This window comes from Auritidibacter ignavus (genome assembly GCF_029853775.1).
Taxonomy (GTDB): Bacteria; Actinomycetota; Actinomycetes; order Actinomycetales; family Micrococcaceae; genus Auritidibacter; species Auritidibacter ignavus.
Map to the genome: position 1 here is coordinate 2,151,186 of NZ_CP122564.1, position 14,462 is coordinate 2,165,647.

Annotated in this window: 15 protein-coding genes; 7 read left to right on the forward strand and 8 right to left on the reverse strand. The window is 60.3% G+C overall.

Annotation, left to right across the window (positions count from 1 at the left end; all coding sequences use genetic code 11):
• Positions 1–6 precede the first annotated feature (6 nt).
• The 3 genes from QDX22_RS09750 to QDX22_RS09760 all read right to left on the reverse strand — a co-directional run bounded on the left by QDX22_RS09750 (position 7) and on the right by QDX22_RS09760 (position 2,704).
• Entirely contained in the window at positions 7–1,314 is a 1,308-nt protein-coding gene (locus QDX22_RS09750; protein ID WP_117328628.1) for an ISL3 family transposase, read from the reverse strand.
• 167 nt (positions 1,315–1,481) lie between these two features.
• A complete protein-coding gene (locus QDX22_RS09755) occupies positions 1,482–2,240 on the reverse strand; it encodes a fructosamine kinase family protein (protein WP_110110539.1) in 759 nt (252 codons plus the stop codon).
• Positions 2,237–2,704, reverse strand: coding sequence for a low molecular weight protein-tyrosine-phosphatase (locus QDX22_RS09760; RefSeq protein ID WP_233242771.1), 468 nt, complete (start codon positions 2,702–2,704; stop codon positions 2,237–2,239). Before QDX22_RS09760 ends, QDX22_RS09755 begins: the two co-directional genes overlap by 4 nt.
• Positions 2,705–2,772: 68 nt before the next feature.
• Here QDX22_RS09760 and QDX22_RS09765 point away from each other — a divergent pair, with 68 nt between their 5' ends.
• Together QDX22_RS09765 and QDX22_RS09770 are read left to right on the forward strand one after the other, a co-directional pair.
• Positions 2,773–3,309, forward strand: a complete 537-nt coding sequence (locus QDX22_RS09765) for an amino-acid N-acetyltransferase (protein WP_110099965.1) — start codon at positions 2,773–2,775, stop codon at positions 3,307–3,309.
• 84 nt (positions 3,310–3,393) lie between these two features.
• Positions 3,394–3,609, forward strand: coding sequence for a CsbD family protein (locus tag QDX22_RS09770; protein ID WP_110099966.1), 216 nt, complete (start codon positions 3,394–3,396; stop codon positions 3,607–3,609).
• Between the two features lie 56 nt (positions 3,610–3,665).
• On the opposite strand, the gene QDX22_RS09775 is transcribed toward QDX22_RS09770, so the two are convergent.
• Entirely contained in the window at positions 3,666–4,562 is an 897-nt protein-coding gene (locus QDX22_RS09775) for an HhH-GPD family protein (protein WP_110122599.1), read from the reverse strand.
• Positions 4,563–4,594: 32 nt separating this feature from the next.
• Between QDX22_RS09775 and QDX22_RS09780 the strand changes: the two genes are divergently transcribed.
• Positions 4,595–5,248 (forward strand): hypothetical protein, encoded by a 654-nt coding sequence (locus QDX22_RS09780; protein WP_110122598.1) that lies wholly within the window; start codon positions 4,595–4,597, stop codon positions 5,246–5,248.
• Here QDX22_RS09780 and radA read toward each other — a convergent pair whose 3' ends face one another.
• Positions 5,249–6,730, reverse strand: coding sequence for a DNA repair protein RadA (gene radA, locus QDX22_RS09785; RefSeq protein ID WP_110122597.1), 1,482 nt, complete (start codon positions 6,728–6,730; stop codon positions 5,249–5,251).
• 33 nt (positions 6,731–6,763) lie between these two features.
• Entirely contained in the window at positions 6,764–7,915 is a 1,152-nt protein-coding gene (locus QDX22_RS09790; protein ID WP_279717811.1) for an FUSC family protein, read from the reverse strand.
• A 275-nt stretch (positions 7,916–8,190) separates the two neighbouring features.
• On the opposite strand from QDX22_RS09790, the gene QDX22_RS09795 reads away from it, so the two are divergent.
• The 4 genes from QDX22_RS09795 (at position 8,191) to pstB (ending at position 12,496) form a co-directional block, all read left to right on the forward strand.
• Positions 8,191–9,303, forward strand: coding sequence for a phosphate ABC transporter substrate-binding protein PstS (locus tag QDX22_RS09795; RefSeq protein WP_110099971.1), 1,113 nt, complete (start codon positions 8,191–8,193; stop codon positions 9,301–9,303).
• 204 nt (positions 9,304–9,507) lie between these two features.
• Positions 9,508–10,509, forward strand: a complete 1,002-nt coding sequence (pstC, locus tag QDX22_RS09800; protein WP_369860306.1) for a phosphate ABC transporter permease subunit PstC — start codon at positions 9,508–9,510, stop codon at positions 10,507–10,509.
• Positions 10,509–11,672, forward strand: coding sequence for a phosphate ABC transporter permease PstA (pstA, locus tag QDX22_RS09805; RefSeq protein WP_110099973.1), 1,164 nt, complete (start codon positions 10,509–10,511; stop codon positions 11,670–11,672). The genes pstC and pstA overlap by 1 nt, the downstream gene beginning before the upstream one ends.
• A 44-nt stretch (positions 11,673–11,716) precedes the next feature.
• A complete protein-coding gene (gene pstB, locus QDX22_RS09810) occupies positions 11,717–12,496 on the forward strand; it encodes a phosphate ABC transporter ATP-binding protein PstB (protein WP_110099974.1) in 780 nt (259 codons plus the stop codon).
• A gap of 28 nt (positions 12,497–12,524) precedes the next feature.
• Here the strand turns inward: pstB and QDX22_RS09815 are convergent, their stop codons facing one another.
• Together QDX22_RS09815 and QDX22_RS09820 are read right to left on the reverse strand one after the other, a co-directional pair.
• Entirely contained in the window at positions 12,525–13,241 is a 717-nt protein-coding gene (locus tag QDX22_RS09815; RefSeq protein ID WP_233242770.1) for a TVP38/TMEM64 family protein, read from the reverse strand.
• Positions 13,242–13,439: 198 nt separating this feature from the next.
• Positions 13,440–14,462: an inorganic phosphate transporter gene (locus QDX22_RS09820; RefSeq protein ID WP_158278401.1), complete on the reverse strand. Its 1,023-nt coding sequence runs from the start codon at positions 14,460–14,462 to the stop codon at positions 13,440–13,442.

Consider the following 14,462-nt stretch of genomic DNA (forward strand, 5'->3'; position numbering starts at 1 on the left):
GGCTCTTCACAATCGAGGGTGTAGACGGGGCTTGAATCCTCCGCTCTCGAGCAAGGACCTGGCGATGTAGTTGGTGAGATTCCGGAAGCCCAGGGCGGATCCGCGCAGGTGTTCGAGTCGTCCGTTGATGGCCTCGGTGGGTCCGTTGGAGGTTCCGGGGCGGTCGAAGTAGGCCAGGATGTCTGCCGCCCTTTTCTTCAGCGTCCTACCCAGACCGGCCAGCTCGATGAGCTTGGTCGGCACTGCCCGGCCCAGCTTGGCGATCAGCTGCTCCATCATCGCCCTGCCCTCGGCCCTGTCTGTCTGGCGGTAGGCGGCGACCATGTGCTGGTAGAACGCCCACGTGGCCTCGACCTCCACATGCTCGTCAGCCTCGAAGAGGTCCTGGATCCTGGAATACTGCTTCTCGGTGAGCAGGTCGGCCCCGGTCAGCAGGGTCCGGCGGGCCTTGTAGAGCGGATCCTGTTTGCGGCCCCGGTGGCCGTTCACCTGTTGCTGGACTCGCCGGCGGCATCGCTCGAGCGCGTCTCCGGCCAGGCGGACCACATGGAAGGGGTCCATGACCGTGGTGGCTTCGGGGATCTCCTCAGTGGCTGCGGTCTTGAAGCCGGTGAACCCGTCCATCGCCACCACCTCCACGCCATCCCGCCAGGAAGCCGGACGCTCGGCCAGCCAGGTCTTGAAGGCCTGTTTGGAGCGGCCCTCGACCATGTCCAGCAACCTCGCCGGACCGGTGCCGACGCGCAGTGGTGTGAGGTCGATGATCACGGTGACGTACTTGTCGCCACGCCGGGTATGGCGCCAGACGTGTTCATCCACGCCGATCGCGGTGACCCCGTCAAACCGGGCCGGGTCGTCGATGAGCAGACGCTTGCCCTCGGCCAGCACGGCGTCGTTGGCGGTGTTCCACCGCACCCCCAACGCCTCGGCGACCCGGGCGATGGTCAGGTGCTGCACGACCAGAGCTTCCAGGGCCCAGCGCAGGGCACGGCGGGAGAGCTTGGCCTTCGGCTCTGCCGCGGCGGTGGTGTCCTGGCGCCAGACGTGGGCGCAGTCGGCGCACCGGTAGCGCCGAACCGTGACGTGCAGAGTCGTGGGCCTCCAGCCCAGCGGCTCGTGCGCCAGCCGGCGGATCACCGTGCCCCGCGCGGTGCCCTGAGAACCACAGCGGTGACACCACTCATCTGGCTCCACCACCCGACAGGCCAGTACCGCCCGCCCGGGCTCCACCCGTTGCCCGGTAGCTTGAAGGCCGAGCTCGTCCAGCCGGCAAAACTTGGTCAGGTCACAGTCGTCGAAGGTAGCGTTAGGCACGTCGAGGTCTTTCAGATGGCTTGTGTAGGAACTTCCACCATCGGAAGGCCTCGACCTCTATCCAGCTATCGACGCGCCACTTCCCCGAGACCCCCGTCTACACCCTCGATTGTGAAGAGCCGCTTTAATGCGGTGCTGCGTTGACCACGGCGGTGGCCACGAGCGGGTTAGTGGCTAGCTTCGAGCGCTCGCAGGGTCGAGGGCGCATAACCGGAGCCAAACAGCACCGTGTGAACCAGTAGCGGAACCAGCTGGAAGACCGGGATGAGGTCCTCATCGACCGGAAGATAGTCGTAGGACTCCCAGCACTCGGGGCCGAACCCTCCGAATAGCGCCATCATCGCCAGATCTTCCATCGGGTGACCCCAGTGCGCGGACGGATCGATCAACCAGGAATAGCCACGGCTATCCACTACCCGATTTCCAGCCCAGAGATCACCGTGCACTAATACCGGGATGGTGGCCGGGCCCAGACAGTCCTCGGTGATGCTGGTGGCCAACTCGAGTGCTCGATCTGGAAGTAGCCCCGCGGTGACGGCTTTCTGGGTCAGTGGAATCACCCGGCGGGTGATCAACGAGTCGTACAGCGTATCGCTGGCGGTCAAATCCACTGGTTGGTCCCCCAAGAATCCTTGGGGCTGACGGTCCAGACCGCCGAAGTATCCCGGGGCGTCGGCCGCCGAGGTGCGGTGCAGGGTGGCCAGTTCACGACCGAACTGCTTTTCTGGCTCGTCCACCGGTGGCCCGGCCACGGTCGCATCGGTAATGCGGGTGATGGTCAATGAGGTATCGGTCAGCTCGAGGACCTCCGGCACCCGCGCACCGTAGGAGGCGAGTGCGGTGAGTCCGGCAGCTTCACGGGCGAAGAAACCTGCCGGGGCATCCGGACGGGATTTGGTGAAGACCTCGGGGTCTGATGTGCTCATTCGGCACCCTCCCAGATCTCGTCGATGCGGTCCTCGGCCAGCAGTGCGACGAGATGATCGCAGGCATCTTCAATGACGTCATACATGTGCTCGAAGGCATCGCGCCCCTGACCGTAGGGGTCATCGATATCTCCGGGCTGGCGTCGGGCCAGTGTGCCGAGCCGAACCACGCGGTCAGTGTCGGCCAGGGCGTGAATATCGGCGACGTTCATACCGTCCATGGTGAGAATGAGATCGGCACTGGCGACCAGCTCGGCGTTCAGCTGAGTTGCGGTGGTCGTAAACTCGTAGCCACGCTCGGTGCCGACGTCCTGGGTGAGCACGTGTGGTGGCTCGCCGATGTGATAGCCAGCGGTGCCGGCAGACGAGACGGTGACGCCAGCGAGCCCCGCCTTGTCAATCTTGTCGTTCAATACGGCTTCGGCGGCCGGTGAGCGACAAATATTTCCGAGGCAAACGGTCATGATGTGCATGGCACCATCCTAAGACTTGAGGTCTGCCGGGTGGTGAGAGCGATCTTTATACTGGTGTGATGACTGCTGAACTGCGCATTCGCCCGGCCCGGACCTCTGATGTGTCGGCTATTCGTGCCATGGTGACTCCCTTGGCACACCAAAAAATCCTGTTGGATAAAGAGGCGGTGGCCTTCTACGAGGCGATTCAAGAATTCGTGGTCGCCGAAGATGCGAGCGGCACCCTGCTAGGTTTCGGCGCCTTGCACGTGATGTGGGAGGATTTGGCCGAAGTCCGGACTCTGGCCACGGCCCCGGAGGCTCGCGGTCGCGGGGTGGGATCACGGATCCTGGGGCAGTTAATTGAGCGCGCCACCCGACTGGGTGTGGACCGGATCTTCTGTTTGACCTTTGAGACGACGTTTTTTGCCTCCCACGGGTTCGAGGTGATGGCGGATCAGAGCACGTTGGATCCGGAGATCTTTGCCGAATTGTTGCGCTCAACCGATGAGGGCGTGGCCGAGTTTCTGGATTTGGCGCGGGTGAAACCCAATACGTTAGGCAATACGCGCATGATTCTGCACCTGGACCGCACAAATGATCACGCTCAAGGCTAAAACTGCCGGTGAATACCCGGTAAAAGCTTGTGAGCGTGGAATTAACTTGTTCTACTAAAAAATAAGCGATCGAAAGGAGAGATCATGAGCGCATCAGATAAGTTTGAAAACGCTGCCGAAGACCTGAAGGGCCAGGCTAAAGAAGGCATCGGTAAGGCCACTGGCGACTCCAAGACCCAGAACGAGGGTACTGCCGAGCAGCTGAAAGCCAACGCCAAGGACACTTTCGACAACGCCAAGGATAAGGTGGCCGACGGCTTCTCCTCGGCCAAGGACAAGCTCACCGGTAAGGACAAGTAAGCTGCGGATGCCTGACTTAGTGGCCGTTTCCTCATCGGGGAGACGGCCACAGGTATTTAAGGGAGTGTGAGGTGCTGTTTGGTGGCGACGATCAGACCGTCGTGGAGCAGCCCGGAGACACAGCGTTCCCACTGGCTGTCATCGGGGCAGTGGGTTCCCAGCTTGCCGGTTGCCGTCACCGCTGACCGTAGCTCGGCGCGGTCAACACTGTCGCGGGCGCGCAACAGACCCATAATGGCGCCACGCACCTGTCGGTCGGTGCCGTGCCAGGTCTGGCCGGTGGGCTGGTAGTCGGGATCGGGTTTTCCCGCTGCGATCCACGCGCATTCGGACAAGACCGGACAGGCTGCGCAGGAGGGCGAACGAGCGGTGCAGACCAGGGCGCCAAGTTCCATTACCGCTTTATTCCACTGATTCGCGGTAATGGTGTCGTTGGGCATTAGCTGTTGTGCGAGCCGTTTTTCCGTGGCCGTCAATGAGGTGTGGGGTAGCCCTTTGCCGTTGACCAGTCGGGCATGGACGCGACGGATATTGGTATCGATCACGGTTTCAGGGATGCCGAAGGCGAAACTGGAGACTGCGGCGGCAGTGTAGTCACCGATGCCGGGCAGGCTACGTAGCTGTGCTGGGTCGGCCGGTACGGTGCCATGGAAACGTTCCACGAGAGCGGTGGCGGTGGATTGTAAACGTAGCGCCCGTCGTGGATAGCCGAGATTTCCCCAAGCGCGTAGCACCTCGGCGGTGGGTGCTTGAGCAAGGTCGGCGGGGGTGGGCCACCGGTGCATCCACTCGGTCCAGACCGGTAGCACGCGGACTACGGGGGTCTGTTGGAGCATCACTTCGGAGACCAGCACGCCCCAGGGGGAGCAGTCGGGTCGTCGCCAGGGCAGATCACGACCGTGGTGATCAAACCAGCGGGTGATCTTGTGGTGGAGAGCCGTGGTGTTCATCATCTTCTTTTTCTTGCCTCACTACAGTGGGAGCTATGGCTGAATCCTCCCGTCCGCATCCTCCCCAAGTGTATCGGCGTCGTCGCATCGTGGTGGGAACTATTGTGCTGCTCATCTTGCTGGGACTGGTGGCTTTGGGCGTCTGGATTGGCAGCCTGGTGTTTGGTGGGGATGATGAGCCGCAACAAAGTGCTCCACCCCCTCCGAGCGCGTCTGCATCGGTTAGTGGTTCACCGAGCGGGTCGGCGAGTGCTTCGGCCAGTGCCTCCGGCGATGCTCGCGAGTGTCGTTCCGGGGATGTGGCCGTGGAAGCGGTGACCGATCAGGACAGTTACGCTGCTGATGAGGATCCGGTTTTTGAGTTGCGAGTCACCAATACCTCGGATTCGGCGTGTCAGACCAATGTGGGGTCCAGTCAGCAGGATTATGTGGTGTCCGAGGTGGCTGATGACGAGACCTCACCGGTGTTTGCGACCTCGTACTGTCAGGTCGAGCCCGATGACCAGGTGGAAACTCTTCAGGCTGGTCAGGCGGTGTCGTCGACGTTTACCTGGGAGCGGATTGCCGCGGATTCGGAGTGCTCTGAGGTGGAGGACGATGTGCCCGATGGCACATATCAGCTGGTGGTCTCTCTCGGTGAGACGAGGTCTTCCCCCGCGACGTTCACCTTGACAGCAGAGGATGACTGATCATCCGGTGGGTGAGGCGCTCATCCCGTTGTCAGAGAGTTGGTGCGGGGCCACCTGCTGACAGGTGGGCATGGCCTGTTCGAATTCGGCGCGGGTCGCGAAAATCATGCCCAGGGCCTCTGGGAGCGTGGAGGCCTGGTAGACCAGGAATCCGGGTTCGGGTTGGAAAACGGTGTCTCGGCTGGCTGGGATGACCGCGCGGTTGAAGCCTAACCGGGTCGCTTCGTTAATGCGACGCTGGATCCCGGGCACGGCGCGGAGTTCGCCGGTGAGCCCGACTTCGCCAAAGGTCACGAGCCCGGGTTCCACAGCCCGGTCGGTCGCCGAGCCGGTCAGCGACGCGGCAACGGCCAAGTCCGAGGCCGGTTCGCTAATGCGGATCCCGCCCACGGTGGAGACATAGACATCCCGTTTGGCAGCGGTGATGCCCATCCGGCGTTCGAGTACCGCGAGCAACATGTTGATCCGAGACGTCTCCATACCCGAGACGGTGCGTCGGCCGGAAGAGGTTTCCGTCTGCGCCAGAAGCGCCTGGATCTCGGTGAGCAGGGGACGATGACCTTCCAGGCTAACGCTCATGGTGGTGCCTGCGATGGTGGAGTGCCAGGAATTGGTAAATAACCCCGAGGGATCGGTCACGGAGGTGATCCCGTGGTCATCGAGCTCGAAGCACCCGACTTCGTCGGTGGAACCATACCGGTTTTTGACCGCCCGGATCATGCGCAACCGGGAGTGCCGGTCCCCTTCAAAAGTGCACACCACATCCACGAGATGCTCCAAGACGCGAGGACCGGCGATCGAGCCCTCTTTGGTGACATGGCCGATCAGGATGGTGGCAATGTTGCGGGTCTTGGCCATATTAATCATCGCAGATGCGACCTCACGGATCTGATTGACCCCTCCAGCGGTGCCGTCAACGTCGGTCGATTCCAATGTTTGCACCGAATCGACAATGACCACGTCTGGGTCGACCGTTTCAACTTGTCCCAGCGCGTGGCCCAAATCTGTTTCTGCGGTGAGATACAGGGTCTCAGAGACCGCAGAAATTCGATCGGCACGCATTCTGACCTGGGCGGTGGATTCTTCGCCCGTAATATAAAGGACCCTGGCCGGGTGGCCATCCGGCCGGGTCATCTGGGTGAGCTGGTGGCCGAGAGTTAGCACCAGCGTAGATTTGCCGATACCGGGTTCACCGGCCAGGAGCACCACACCACCGGCAATCAGGCCACCGCCGAGCACCCGATCCAATTCAGGCAAGCCGGTGGGTTGGTGACGGGCCAGCGTTGCGTCGATATCCGAAATTTTTCGGGCTCGTTGTGCGGTGGAGATCGTACTGACCTGAGTGCGCGGGGTGCTGGTCTCCGCTCCAGATTCCACCACGGTGCCCCAGGCCTGGCACTCACCACAGCGGCCCACCCATTTGGCGGTCATCCACCCGCACTCGGTGCAACGATACGCGGGTTTACGTGTCTTGGAGCTCATAGGGGCAAGCCTACTGGGCCCGAGGGGACAAGATTAGAGCTTGGGCAAAAACTCCGAGGCTTCCCGTTCGGGCACCCCGGTGGCTTGAATGAAATCGACCATCATGGGCCGAACCAACATCACGAGCGCTTCGGCTTGGAGATCACCGCCGGCTAGGTGGGAAGGCACGAGTCGCTGGGTGGCGGAGACAAAGGCCTCACGGGCGACCGCTAAGGAGCGACGCCTGCCGGGTAGTGCCGGTTCGGAGAGACAACGTCCCATGATCGCGACGGCTTCTGCGGCTTCATCAAACCAGTCGGCTAGTTCCGTGAACTGTTCATCGGTGAGCGAGGATTCATCGATGACGGTGATCAGTCGTCGGGTCACCAATCGCAACGAGCCCAGAGCCAAGTCGGTCTTGGCGGCGGTGTCTTGGGTGCCAGCTAAGAGTTCACGGGAGGTTTTCGCGGTCGGAGAGTAGGTTGCCAACTCTTGGGATGCCCGCAACGATTGGTAGACGGCATTCATCTGGGTTTGGGTATTGCGGGCGGCCACCAGCGTCATCCACGCTTCGCGAGAATCCTGGGCCCTCAGGGCCTTGGAACAATTCTGGAAAATTTCCGTGACCGTAGAGTACAGCGTATTGAAGTCCTTCACCGTGGCTCCGCGAAGATTCTTGGGCATGATCATGGTGACGACCAAGGCAAATACGCCACCGACCACCGCGTCGAGACTACGGGTAAATGGCCCACCCTCTGGTAGCGGTAAGAGCACCACCAACACCGCTTGCAGGGACATCTGGGTGGTGAAAATGACCCCGTTATCCAGAAAGCGGGCAATAATGATTGACACGAAGACCACCAACAGTGCCTGCAGATATCCCTGCCCCAGGAAAATCTGCATCAGATCGCCAATCAAAATGCCCAGGGTGCACCCGATGGCGATCTCCAAGACTTTGCGCAGTCGGGTATCGCCTCCAAAACCGAGCGCGATCAAAGTCGCAGTGGAGGCAAATAACGGGTTGGTGTGACCCAAAACCACGCTCGCGAACGCATAGGCGGCCACCGCAGCAATCGCTGAGGTGGCTGCCGGCATCACGGCGGCCCGGGACCGGGCGAATCCGGCTACCGCGCGACGGCGTAAAAAACGCCCCAGCGACCGCAGAGATTCGGAGAACCGTTCGGGAAGCTGGGACACAGATATCATGGACTCTAGGGTATCGGTATTTCGTGGCCCGGCGATATCACCCACAGCACCCCGTCGGGTGGCCTATCACTAGGGACTATGAGATTAAGACCACGTCCGAAAGCCCATATCTCCGGAATAGTTTACCTATTGTTCACTCAGTTAGATTTCGCATGTAACTTCCGGGCGGTAGCTTGATCGATGGTTCGAGGGTCGCACTCTAACTCTTGTGACCTATGCGTCGCATAGACGCGAATCATCTCGAAACATGTCATCGACTCGAAAGAGGCATAGAAGTGAAGCTTCGTCGTTTTGGCCGCGCAATGGCCGCACTGTCCATTTCCGCCCTCGCTCTGACCGCTTGCGGTGCTGACAACGAAGGCGATAATGAGAACGCTGACAACGGTTCGTCTGAAGAAGGCGACCTGCTGACCATCGGCTCGGGTGAGCTGATCGGTGGTGGCGCTTCCTCGCAGGAATCCGCTATGACCGCTTGGTCAACCGGCATCAACGAGACCAATTCTGACCTGACCGTCAACTACGACCCAGTGGGCTCCGGCTCCGGTCGTGAAGGTTTCCTGAACGGTCAGTACTCGTTCGCTGGCTCCGATGCTGCTATGGATGCTGATGAGCAGGAACAGGCAACGGAGATCTGCGGTGACGCTGGGGTGTTCCACGTTCCGGCCTACATCTCCCCGGTTGCCGTGGCCTTCAACCTGGAGGGCGTCGACACCATCAACATGGACGCTGACACCATCGCCAAGGTCTTCACCGGTGAGATCTCCAACTGGAACGACCAGGAGATCGCTGACCAGAACGAAGGCGTTGACCTTCCTGACACCGCGATCACTGTGGTGCACCGTTCCGATGACTCCGGTACCACCGAGAACTTCACCGAATATCTGGCTGAAGCTTCCGACAGTTGGGACCAGGAGCCCTCCGATGCATGGCCTTCGGACTACACCGGTGAATCCGCTCAGCAGACCTCCGGTGTTGTTGACCTGACCTCCAGCACCGAAGGTGCTATCACCTACGCCGACGCTTCTCAGGTCGGTGACTTGGGTACCGTTGCTGTCGGTGTTGGTGACGAGTATGTGGAGTACTCCCCGGAAGCCGCTGCTAACGCTGCGGAAACCGCTGAGGAAGATCCCGATGCTGAAGGCGCACTCGAACTGGACCGCGAGACCGAAGAGTCCGGTGTGTACCCGATCGTGCTGATCTCCTACCACATCTTCTGCCACGAATACGACAACGAAGACACTGCTAACCAGGCTAAGAACTTCGCTGCCTACGTGGTCTCCGAAGATGGTCAGAACACCGCTGCTGACTCGGCCGGTTCCGCTCCGATCTCCGACGCCACCCGTGATGACGCCATGTCGCGCATCGAAGGCATCGGTGTTCAGGGCTAAGTTCCTGCCTCTCTGAGCGGGTACCGCTGAGAGACATATCTTGAAGTGTGCAGTCGTTGGTGGTTGTCTCAGCCGATGTGTGCCTGGGAAACCAGGGCGCATTGGTACGACAACCGCCGACGACTGCATCATTGTGTGCACCGGAAGCTTGTGATTCTCGTCTCCGCCACCACATATCACTAACCACCACAATTCAGGAGAGGTATCGTGTCCACCACTGCACCTGAGAAAAACCAGGATGGACCGGGCCCAGAGAAGCAGAATGAACCACGAGCCACGAATTCGGGCTCAGTCGCCGGGGATAAGGTCTTCTTTGGGCTTGCTATTGCCGCCGGTATCATCATTCTTCTCGTTCTGGCCTTCGTGGCAACCTTCCTGGTCATTGAAGCCCTGCCGGCTCTGTGGCCTGAAGTTTTCTCTGACCAAGACTCCATTCAAAGCGCTGATAACTTCTGGGAATATGTCTGGCCGTTGATGGCCGGTACCCTGATGGCATCGGCTCTCGCTCTGCTCATCGCCACCCCGATCGGCGTTGGCGTTGCGCTCTACATCTCCCACTACGCACCGCGTCGTATCGCTACCACCGTCGGTTACGTCATCGACCTGCTGGCCGCTATTCCCTCGGTTGTCTACGGTGCCTGGGGCATGACCTTCTTGGCACCGTTGCTGGTTCCCATTTACCAGTGGCTCGACGAGTATCTAGGATTCATCCCGCTGTTCGCCGGTGATGACAATGTGACAACCACCGGTCGTACACTGGCGACCTCCGGTGTTGTGTTGGCGGTGATGATTCTTCCCATCATCTGCTCGCTGTGTCGTGAAATTTTCGTGCAAACCCCGACCTTGCACGAAGAAGCCGCACTGGCTCTCGGTGCGACCCGCTGGGAAATGATCAAGATGACCGTGTTTCCCTTCGCCCGTGCCGGTATCGTCTCCTCGGTCATGCTGGCGCTGGGTCGTGCCCTTGGTGAAACCATGGCCGTGACCATGGTGCTGTCCGCTGGTGGGTTCTCGTGGTCGATGGTCACCTCGGGCAAGAACGCCACCATCCCCTCGGAGATTGCGCTGAACTTCCCCGAGGCCTTCGGAATGCGCCAGAACGAGCTGATCGCCGCCGGTTTGATGCTGTTCATCATCACCCTGATCGTGAACATGACAGCCCGCTGGATCGTCAACCGTCACAAGGAATTCTCGGGAGCTAACTAATGAGTACTACACAATCCCCTGATACCCGAAAGAGAAAGTCCTCGAAAAACGCACTGACGAAGGGTCAGAAGCCGTCGTGGACCTGGCTGGTTGTTGCGGCGGCCGCCCTGGTTGTGGGTGCGGCACTGTCTGCGTTGCTCTTCGAGAACTTTAGCGTAGTCGCGTGGATCATTTTCGCAGCGATCGTGTACGTGATCGCCATGTATTTCACCACCTACTCGTTGGAGAATCGCCGAAAGGCAACCGACGGGTTGTGGACCAACTTGGTGTGGTTGGCCTTCCTCATTGCGCTGGTGCCGCTCATCTCCGTGATCGTTACAGTACTGGGCAACGGTCTGCCAACACTGATCAACAATCCGGAAATCCTGACCAATGACATGAAGGGTGTTGCCGGGGCCGACGATATTGCAGCCGTCGAAGAGGGTGCCTCGATCGCCGGTGGTATTCTCCACGGTCTGGTCGGTACCTTGATGATCACGCTGGCCTCGACGATCATTTCGGTGCCGATCGGTTTGCTGGCTTCGATCTACCTGGTGGAGTACTCCAACGACAACTGGTTCGCATCGTTGATCCGGTTCTTCGTAGACGTGATGACCGGTATCCCCTCGATCGTTGCTGGTCTATTCGCTTTCGCTGGTATGACGCTGTTTATTCAGACCTTTATCTCCCAGTCTCCCTCAGCGTTGCAACAGGCCAAGACCGGTTTCACCGCGGCCATCGCGCTATCGGTGCTGATGATCCCGGTTGTGGTCCGTTCGACCGAAGAGATGCTACGTGTGGTTCCCAACGAGCTACGCGAAGCCTCCTACGCGCTGGGTGTGCGTAAATGGCGCACCATTGTCAAGGTGGTGATCCCCACCGCGATCTCGGGTATTGCTTCGGGTGTCACGCTGGCAATCGCTCGCGTGACCGGTGAGACCGCACCGATCCTGGTGACCGCAGGCCTCGCGACAAATGTCAACTGGAACCTGTTCGATGGCTGGATGACCGCACTGCCGGTCTACATCTACCGCCAGCTGATGAACCCGACGGCTCCGTCCCACTCCGACCCCTCGCACGCTCGTGCGTGGGCCGGCGCGCTGGTGCTGATCGTGATCGTGATGCTGTTGAACCTCATTGCCCGCATTGTTGCCAAGGCCTTCGCCCCGAAGACCAGCAAGTAATACTGACCTTTAGACTCGTAAGTCTTCAAGAGAGGACCACAAACATGGCAAAGCGTCTAGACGCTATCGATGTGAACGTCTACTACGGCGACTTCTTGGCCGTGGAGGGCGTGAACATCAACATTGAACCCCGCTCGGTAACTGCGTTCATCGGCCCTTCCGGTTGCGGTAAGACCACCTTCCTGCGCACCATCAACCGGATGCACGAGGTGCTGCCCGGCGCTCGCGTTGAGGGTGAGATCCTGCTCGATGGCGACAACATCTACGGCAACGGTGTTGACCCGGTGACCGTTCGTACCATGGTTGGTATGGTGTTCCAGCGCCCGAACCCGTTCCCGACCATGTCGATTCGGGAGAATGTGCTGGCCGGTTACAAGCTCAACGGTTCGCGACTGTCCAAGTCCCGCTCCGATGAAATCGTGGAGCGCTCCTTGACCGGTGCGAACCTGTGGAACGAAGTCAAGGACCGTCTTGACCGCCCCGGTTCCGGTCTGTCCGGTGGTCAGCAGCAGCGTCTGTGCATCGCCCGTACCATTGCGGTCGAGCCCGACGTGATCCTGATGGACGAGCCCTGTTCAGCTCTGGATCCGATCTCCACCCTGGCTGTGGAGGATCTGATCAACGAGCTGAAGAGCGACTTCACCGTGGTGATCGTGACCCACAACATGCAGCAGGCTGCTCGTGTGGCTGATAAGACCGCGTTCTTCAACATCCAGGGCACCGGCAAGCCCGGTAAGCTTATCGAATACGATGAGACGAACGTGATCTTCAACAACCCGTCCAATAAGCAGACGGAAGACTACGTCTCTGGTCGCTTCGGCTAGAACGCACTGTGGTTAGTGAGCATCGGCGTCAGGAGGTTTCCTCCTGGCGCCGATGTGCATCCCGCTCCTTTTTCCAGCGACGCAACGCCACAATGGTCAGCACGATGACCACGATCCACGCCACGACCACCAAAGCGCCGTGGAGGAAATCCGGGGTGGCAATAAAGCCCCCGATGGCTGCCAAAGAAACTTGGCCGGGAATCAGCGCGAGCCCGGAGGCCGTGACAAACACGCGCTGACTAATGCCGAAGACCCCGGCTCCATAGTTCACCGGCCAATAGGGGAAGCCGGGCATCAGGCGTAACGTAAACACCGCTTCAAAACCGGCACCATCGAGATGACGTTGAATCGATTCCGCCCGGGACCCCAGCAGTTTCAGCACGGTGGAGCGTCCTAAACCGCGGGCAATCCAGTAGGCGCCCCAACATCCGAGCATCGCGCCAATGATGGACAGGATACTGCCGAGAATTCCGCCGAAGAGTAGCCCTCCGGCCACCGCCATAATGGTGACCGGGATCGGGGTCAGTGCCACGAGGGCGTAGGCGCCGATAAAGATCACGATGGCCGCCCAGCCAAAGGAGGAGATCTGGGCTTGGAGTTCTTCCAGGTCTGGGAGCCGAACGTTGAAGGCCAGCCAGGTCATCACCAGGATGACAACGACCAGGGCGCCGTTTTGGAGCCAGCTTTCCCAGGGCGGACGGTCCGATTGACCGCTGGATTGCTGTGAGGTGTCGTCAGATGCCACAGAGAGTACTCTACGGAATTTCTGGATAGTGCGAGTGGATTCACCCAGAAGAGTTGGAGGATGCCGGGTCGGGAACGCCTCACGGCGCGTGGCCGCTCGAAGCGGCAAAATGTTTGGAGCCCGGGGGTTACCGCGACCCGACATCTAGTTAACATTCTGCCCCTTCGGCCCAAGGGTTGTCCAATACTGCTGTGGTTCTTAGTCCCACAGTGGGGAGAAACCTGCGGTGACCAGTAAGGCGGTGGCGCCACAGAGCACGACCGTCAGGACGTAGTAGATCCCGATGCGACCGGCTTGAGGCCAACGGACCGAATGGTGGCGTTGGTTGTGGCCGGCACCGACAACGGCACCGGCGGTGGTGAGTGAGGATGACAGTGGTAGTTGCAGGCCGAAGGCACCACCGATCAGCAGTGCCGCGGAGGTTAGTGAGGCGATCGAGGAACGCAACGGGTCAATGGTGACCAGACGCTCGGTGAGCGTATGGGCGATACGCCAACCTCCCAGGAAGGTGCCAGCGACCATGCAGACCGCGGTGGCAACGGGAATCCACCACGTGGTGCCCACCTGTAGCCCAGCCAGGGGGAGAGCCACCACTGTGATGGCGTAGATCCGGGCTCCGTATTGGATCCCGTGACCCAGTGCGTTGGCCGCGCCGGTGACCGCCAGAGTCATCCGTGCGCGGGGATTGACGGTGGACGGATTCACGTCGCGGGCCAACCATAAGGCCGGAAACGTCAGTACCCAGGCCAAGAGGCCACCGGCCAGCGGTGAAGCAACCAGTGAGACTAGTAACGCCCAGGTGGTCGGTCCCATGGCTAACCAGGGGATGTCATGGTTGCCGGTGAGCACCATGGCGAGTCCGGCGCCGAGGAGTCCGGCGGTGAGTGCGTGGGATGAGGAGGATGGGACGCCACGAGACCAGGTCAAAATGCCCCACGCTAAAGCGGTCGCCAGTGCAGCGGCAATGCCGAGCAACCCCAGCGGGCCTTCGGGGAAGTGGACACAGAATTCTTCCACCGCGAAGTCGATCAGTAAGGCCCCGAGAATCACGCCGATGACACGCATCGCTGCGGTGAGTAGTAGCGCACGGAAGGGGGTTAGGGCCCCGGAGCGTACCGGCAGGGCAATGGCATTGGAATTGTCGTGGCCGGAGAGCATGACCAGGAAACTCGCACCCAGTAGGGACACGAGGATGAGAAAGAAAACGGTATCGGGACTCAA

Coding starts and splice junctions, on each gene's coding strand:
- pstA (WP_110099973.1), top strand. CDS start 10,509: ATGAGTACTACACAATCCCCTGATACCCGAAAGAGAAAGTCCTCGAAA.
- QDX22_RS09790 (WP_279717811.1), bottom strand. CDS start 7,915: ATGATATCTGTGTCCCAGCTTCCCGAACGGTTCTCCGAATCTCTGCGG.
- radA (WP_110122597.1), bottom strand. CDS start 6,730: ATGAGCTCCAAGACACGTAAACCCGCGTATCGTTGCACCGAGTGCGGG.
- QDX22_RS09780 (WP_110122598.1), top strand. CDS start 4,595: ATGGCTGAATCCTCCCGTCCGCATCCTCCCCAAGTGTATCGGCGTCGT.
- QDX22_RS09775 (WP_110122599.1), bottom strand. CDS start 4,562: ATGATGAACACCACGGCTCTCCACCACAAGATCACCCGCTGGTTTGAT.
- QDX22_RS09760 (WP_233242771.1), bottom strand. CDS start 2,704: ATGACCGTTTGCCTCGGAAATATTTGTCGCTCACCGGCCGCCGAAGCC.
- QDX22_RS09765 (WP_110099965.1), top strand. CDS start 2,773: ATGACTGCTGAACTGCGCATTCGCCCGGCCCGGACCTCTGATGTGTCG.
- pstB (WP_110099974.1), top strand. CDS start 11,717: ATGGCAAAGCGTCTAGACGCTATCGATGTGAACGTCTACTACGGCGAC.
- QDX22_RS09755 (WP_110110539.1), bottom strand. CDS start 2,240: ATGAGCACATCAGACCCCGAGGTCTTCACCAAATCCCGTCCGGATGCC.
- QDX22_RS09770 (WP_110099966.1), top strand. CDS start 3,394: ATGAGCGCATCAGATAAGTTTGAAAACGCTGCCGAAGACCTGAAGGGC.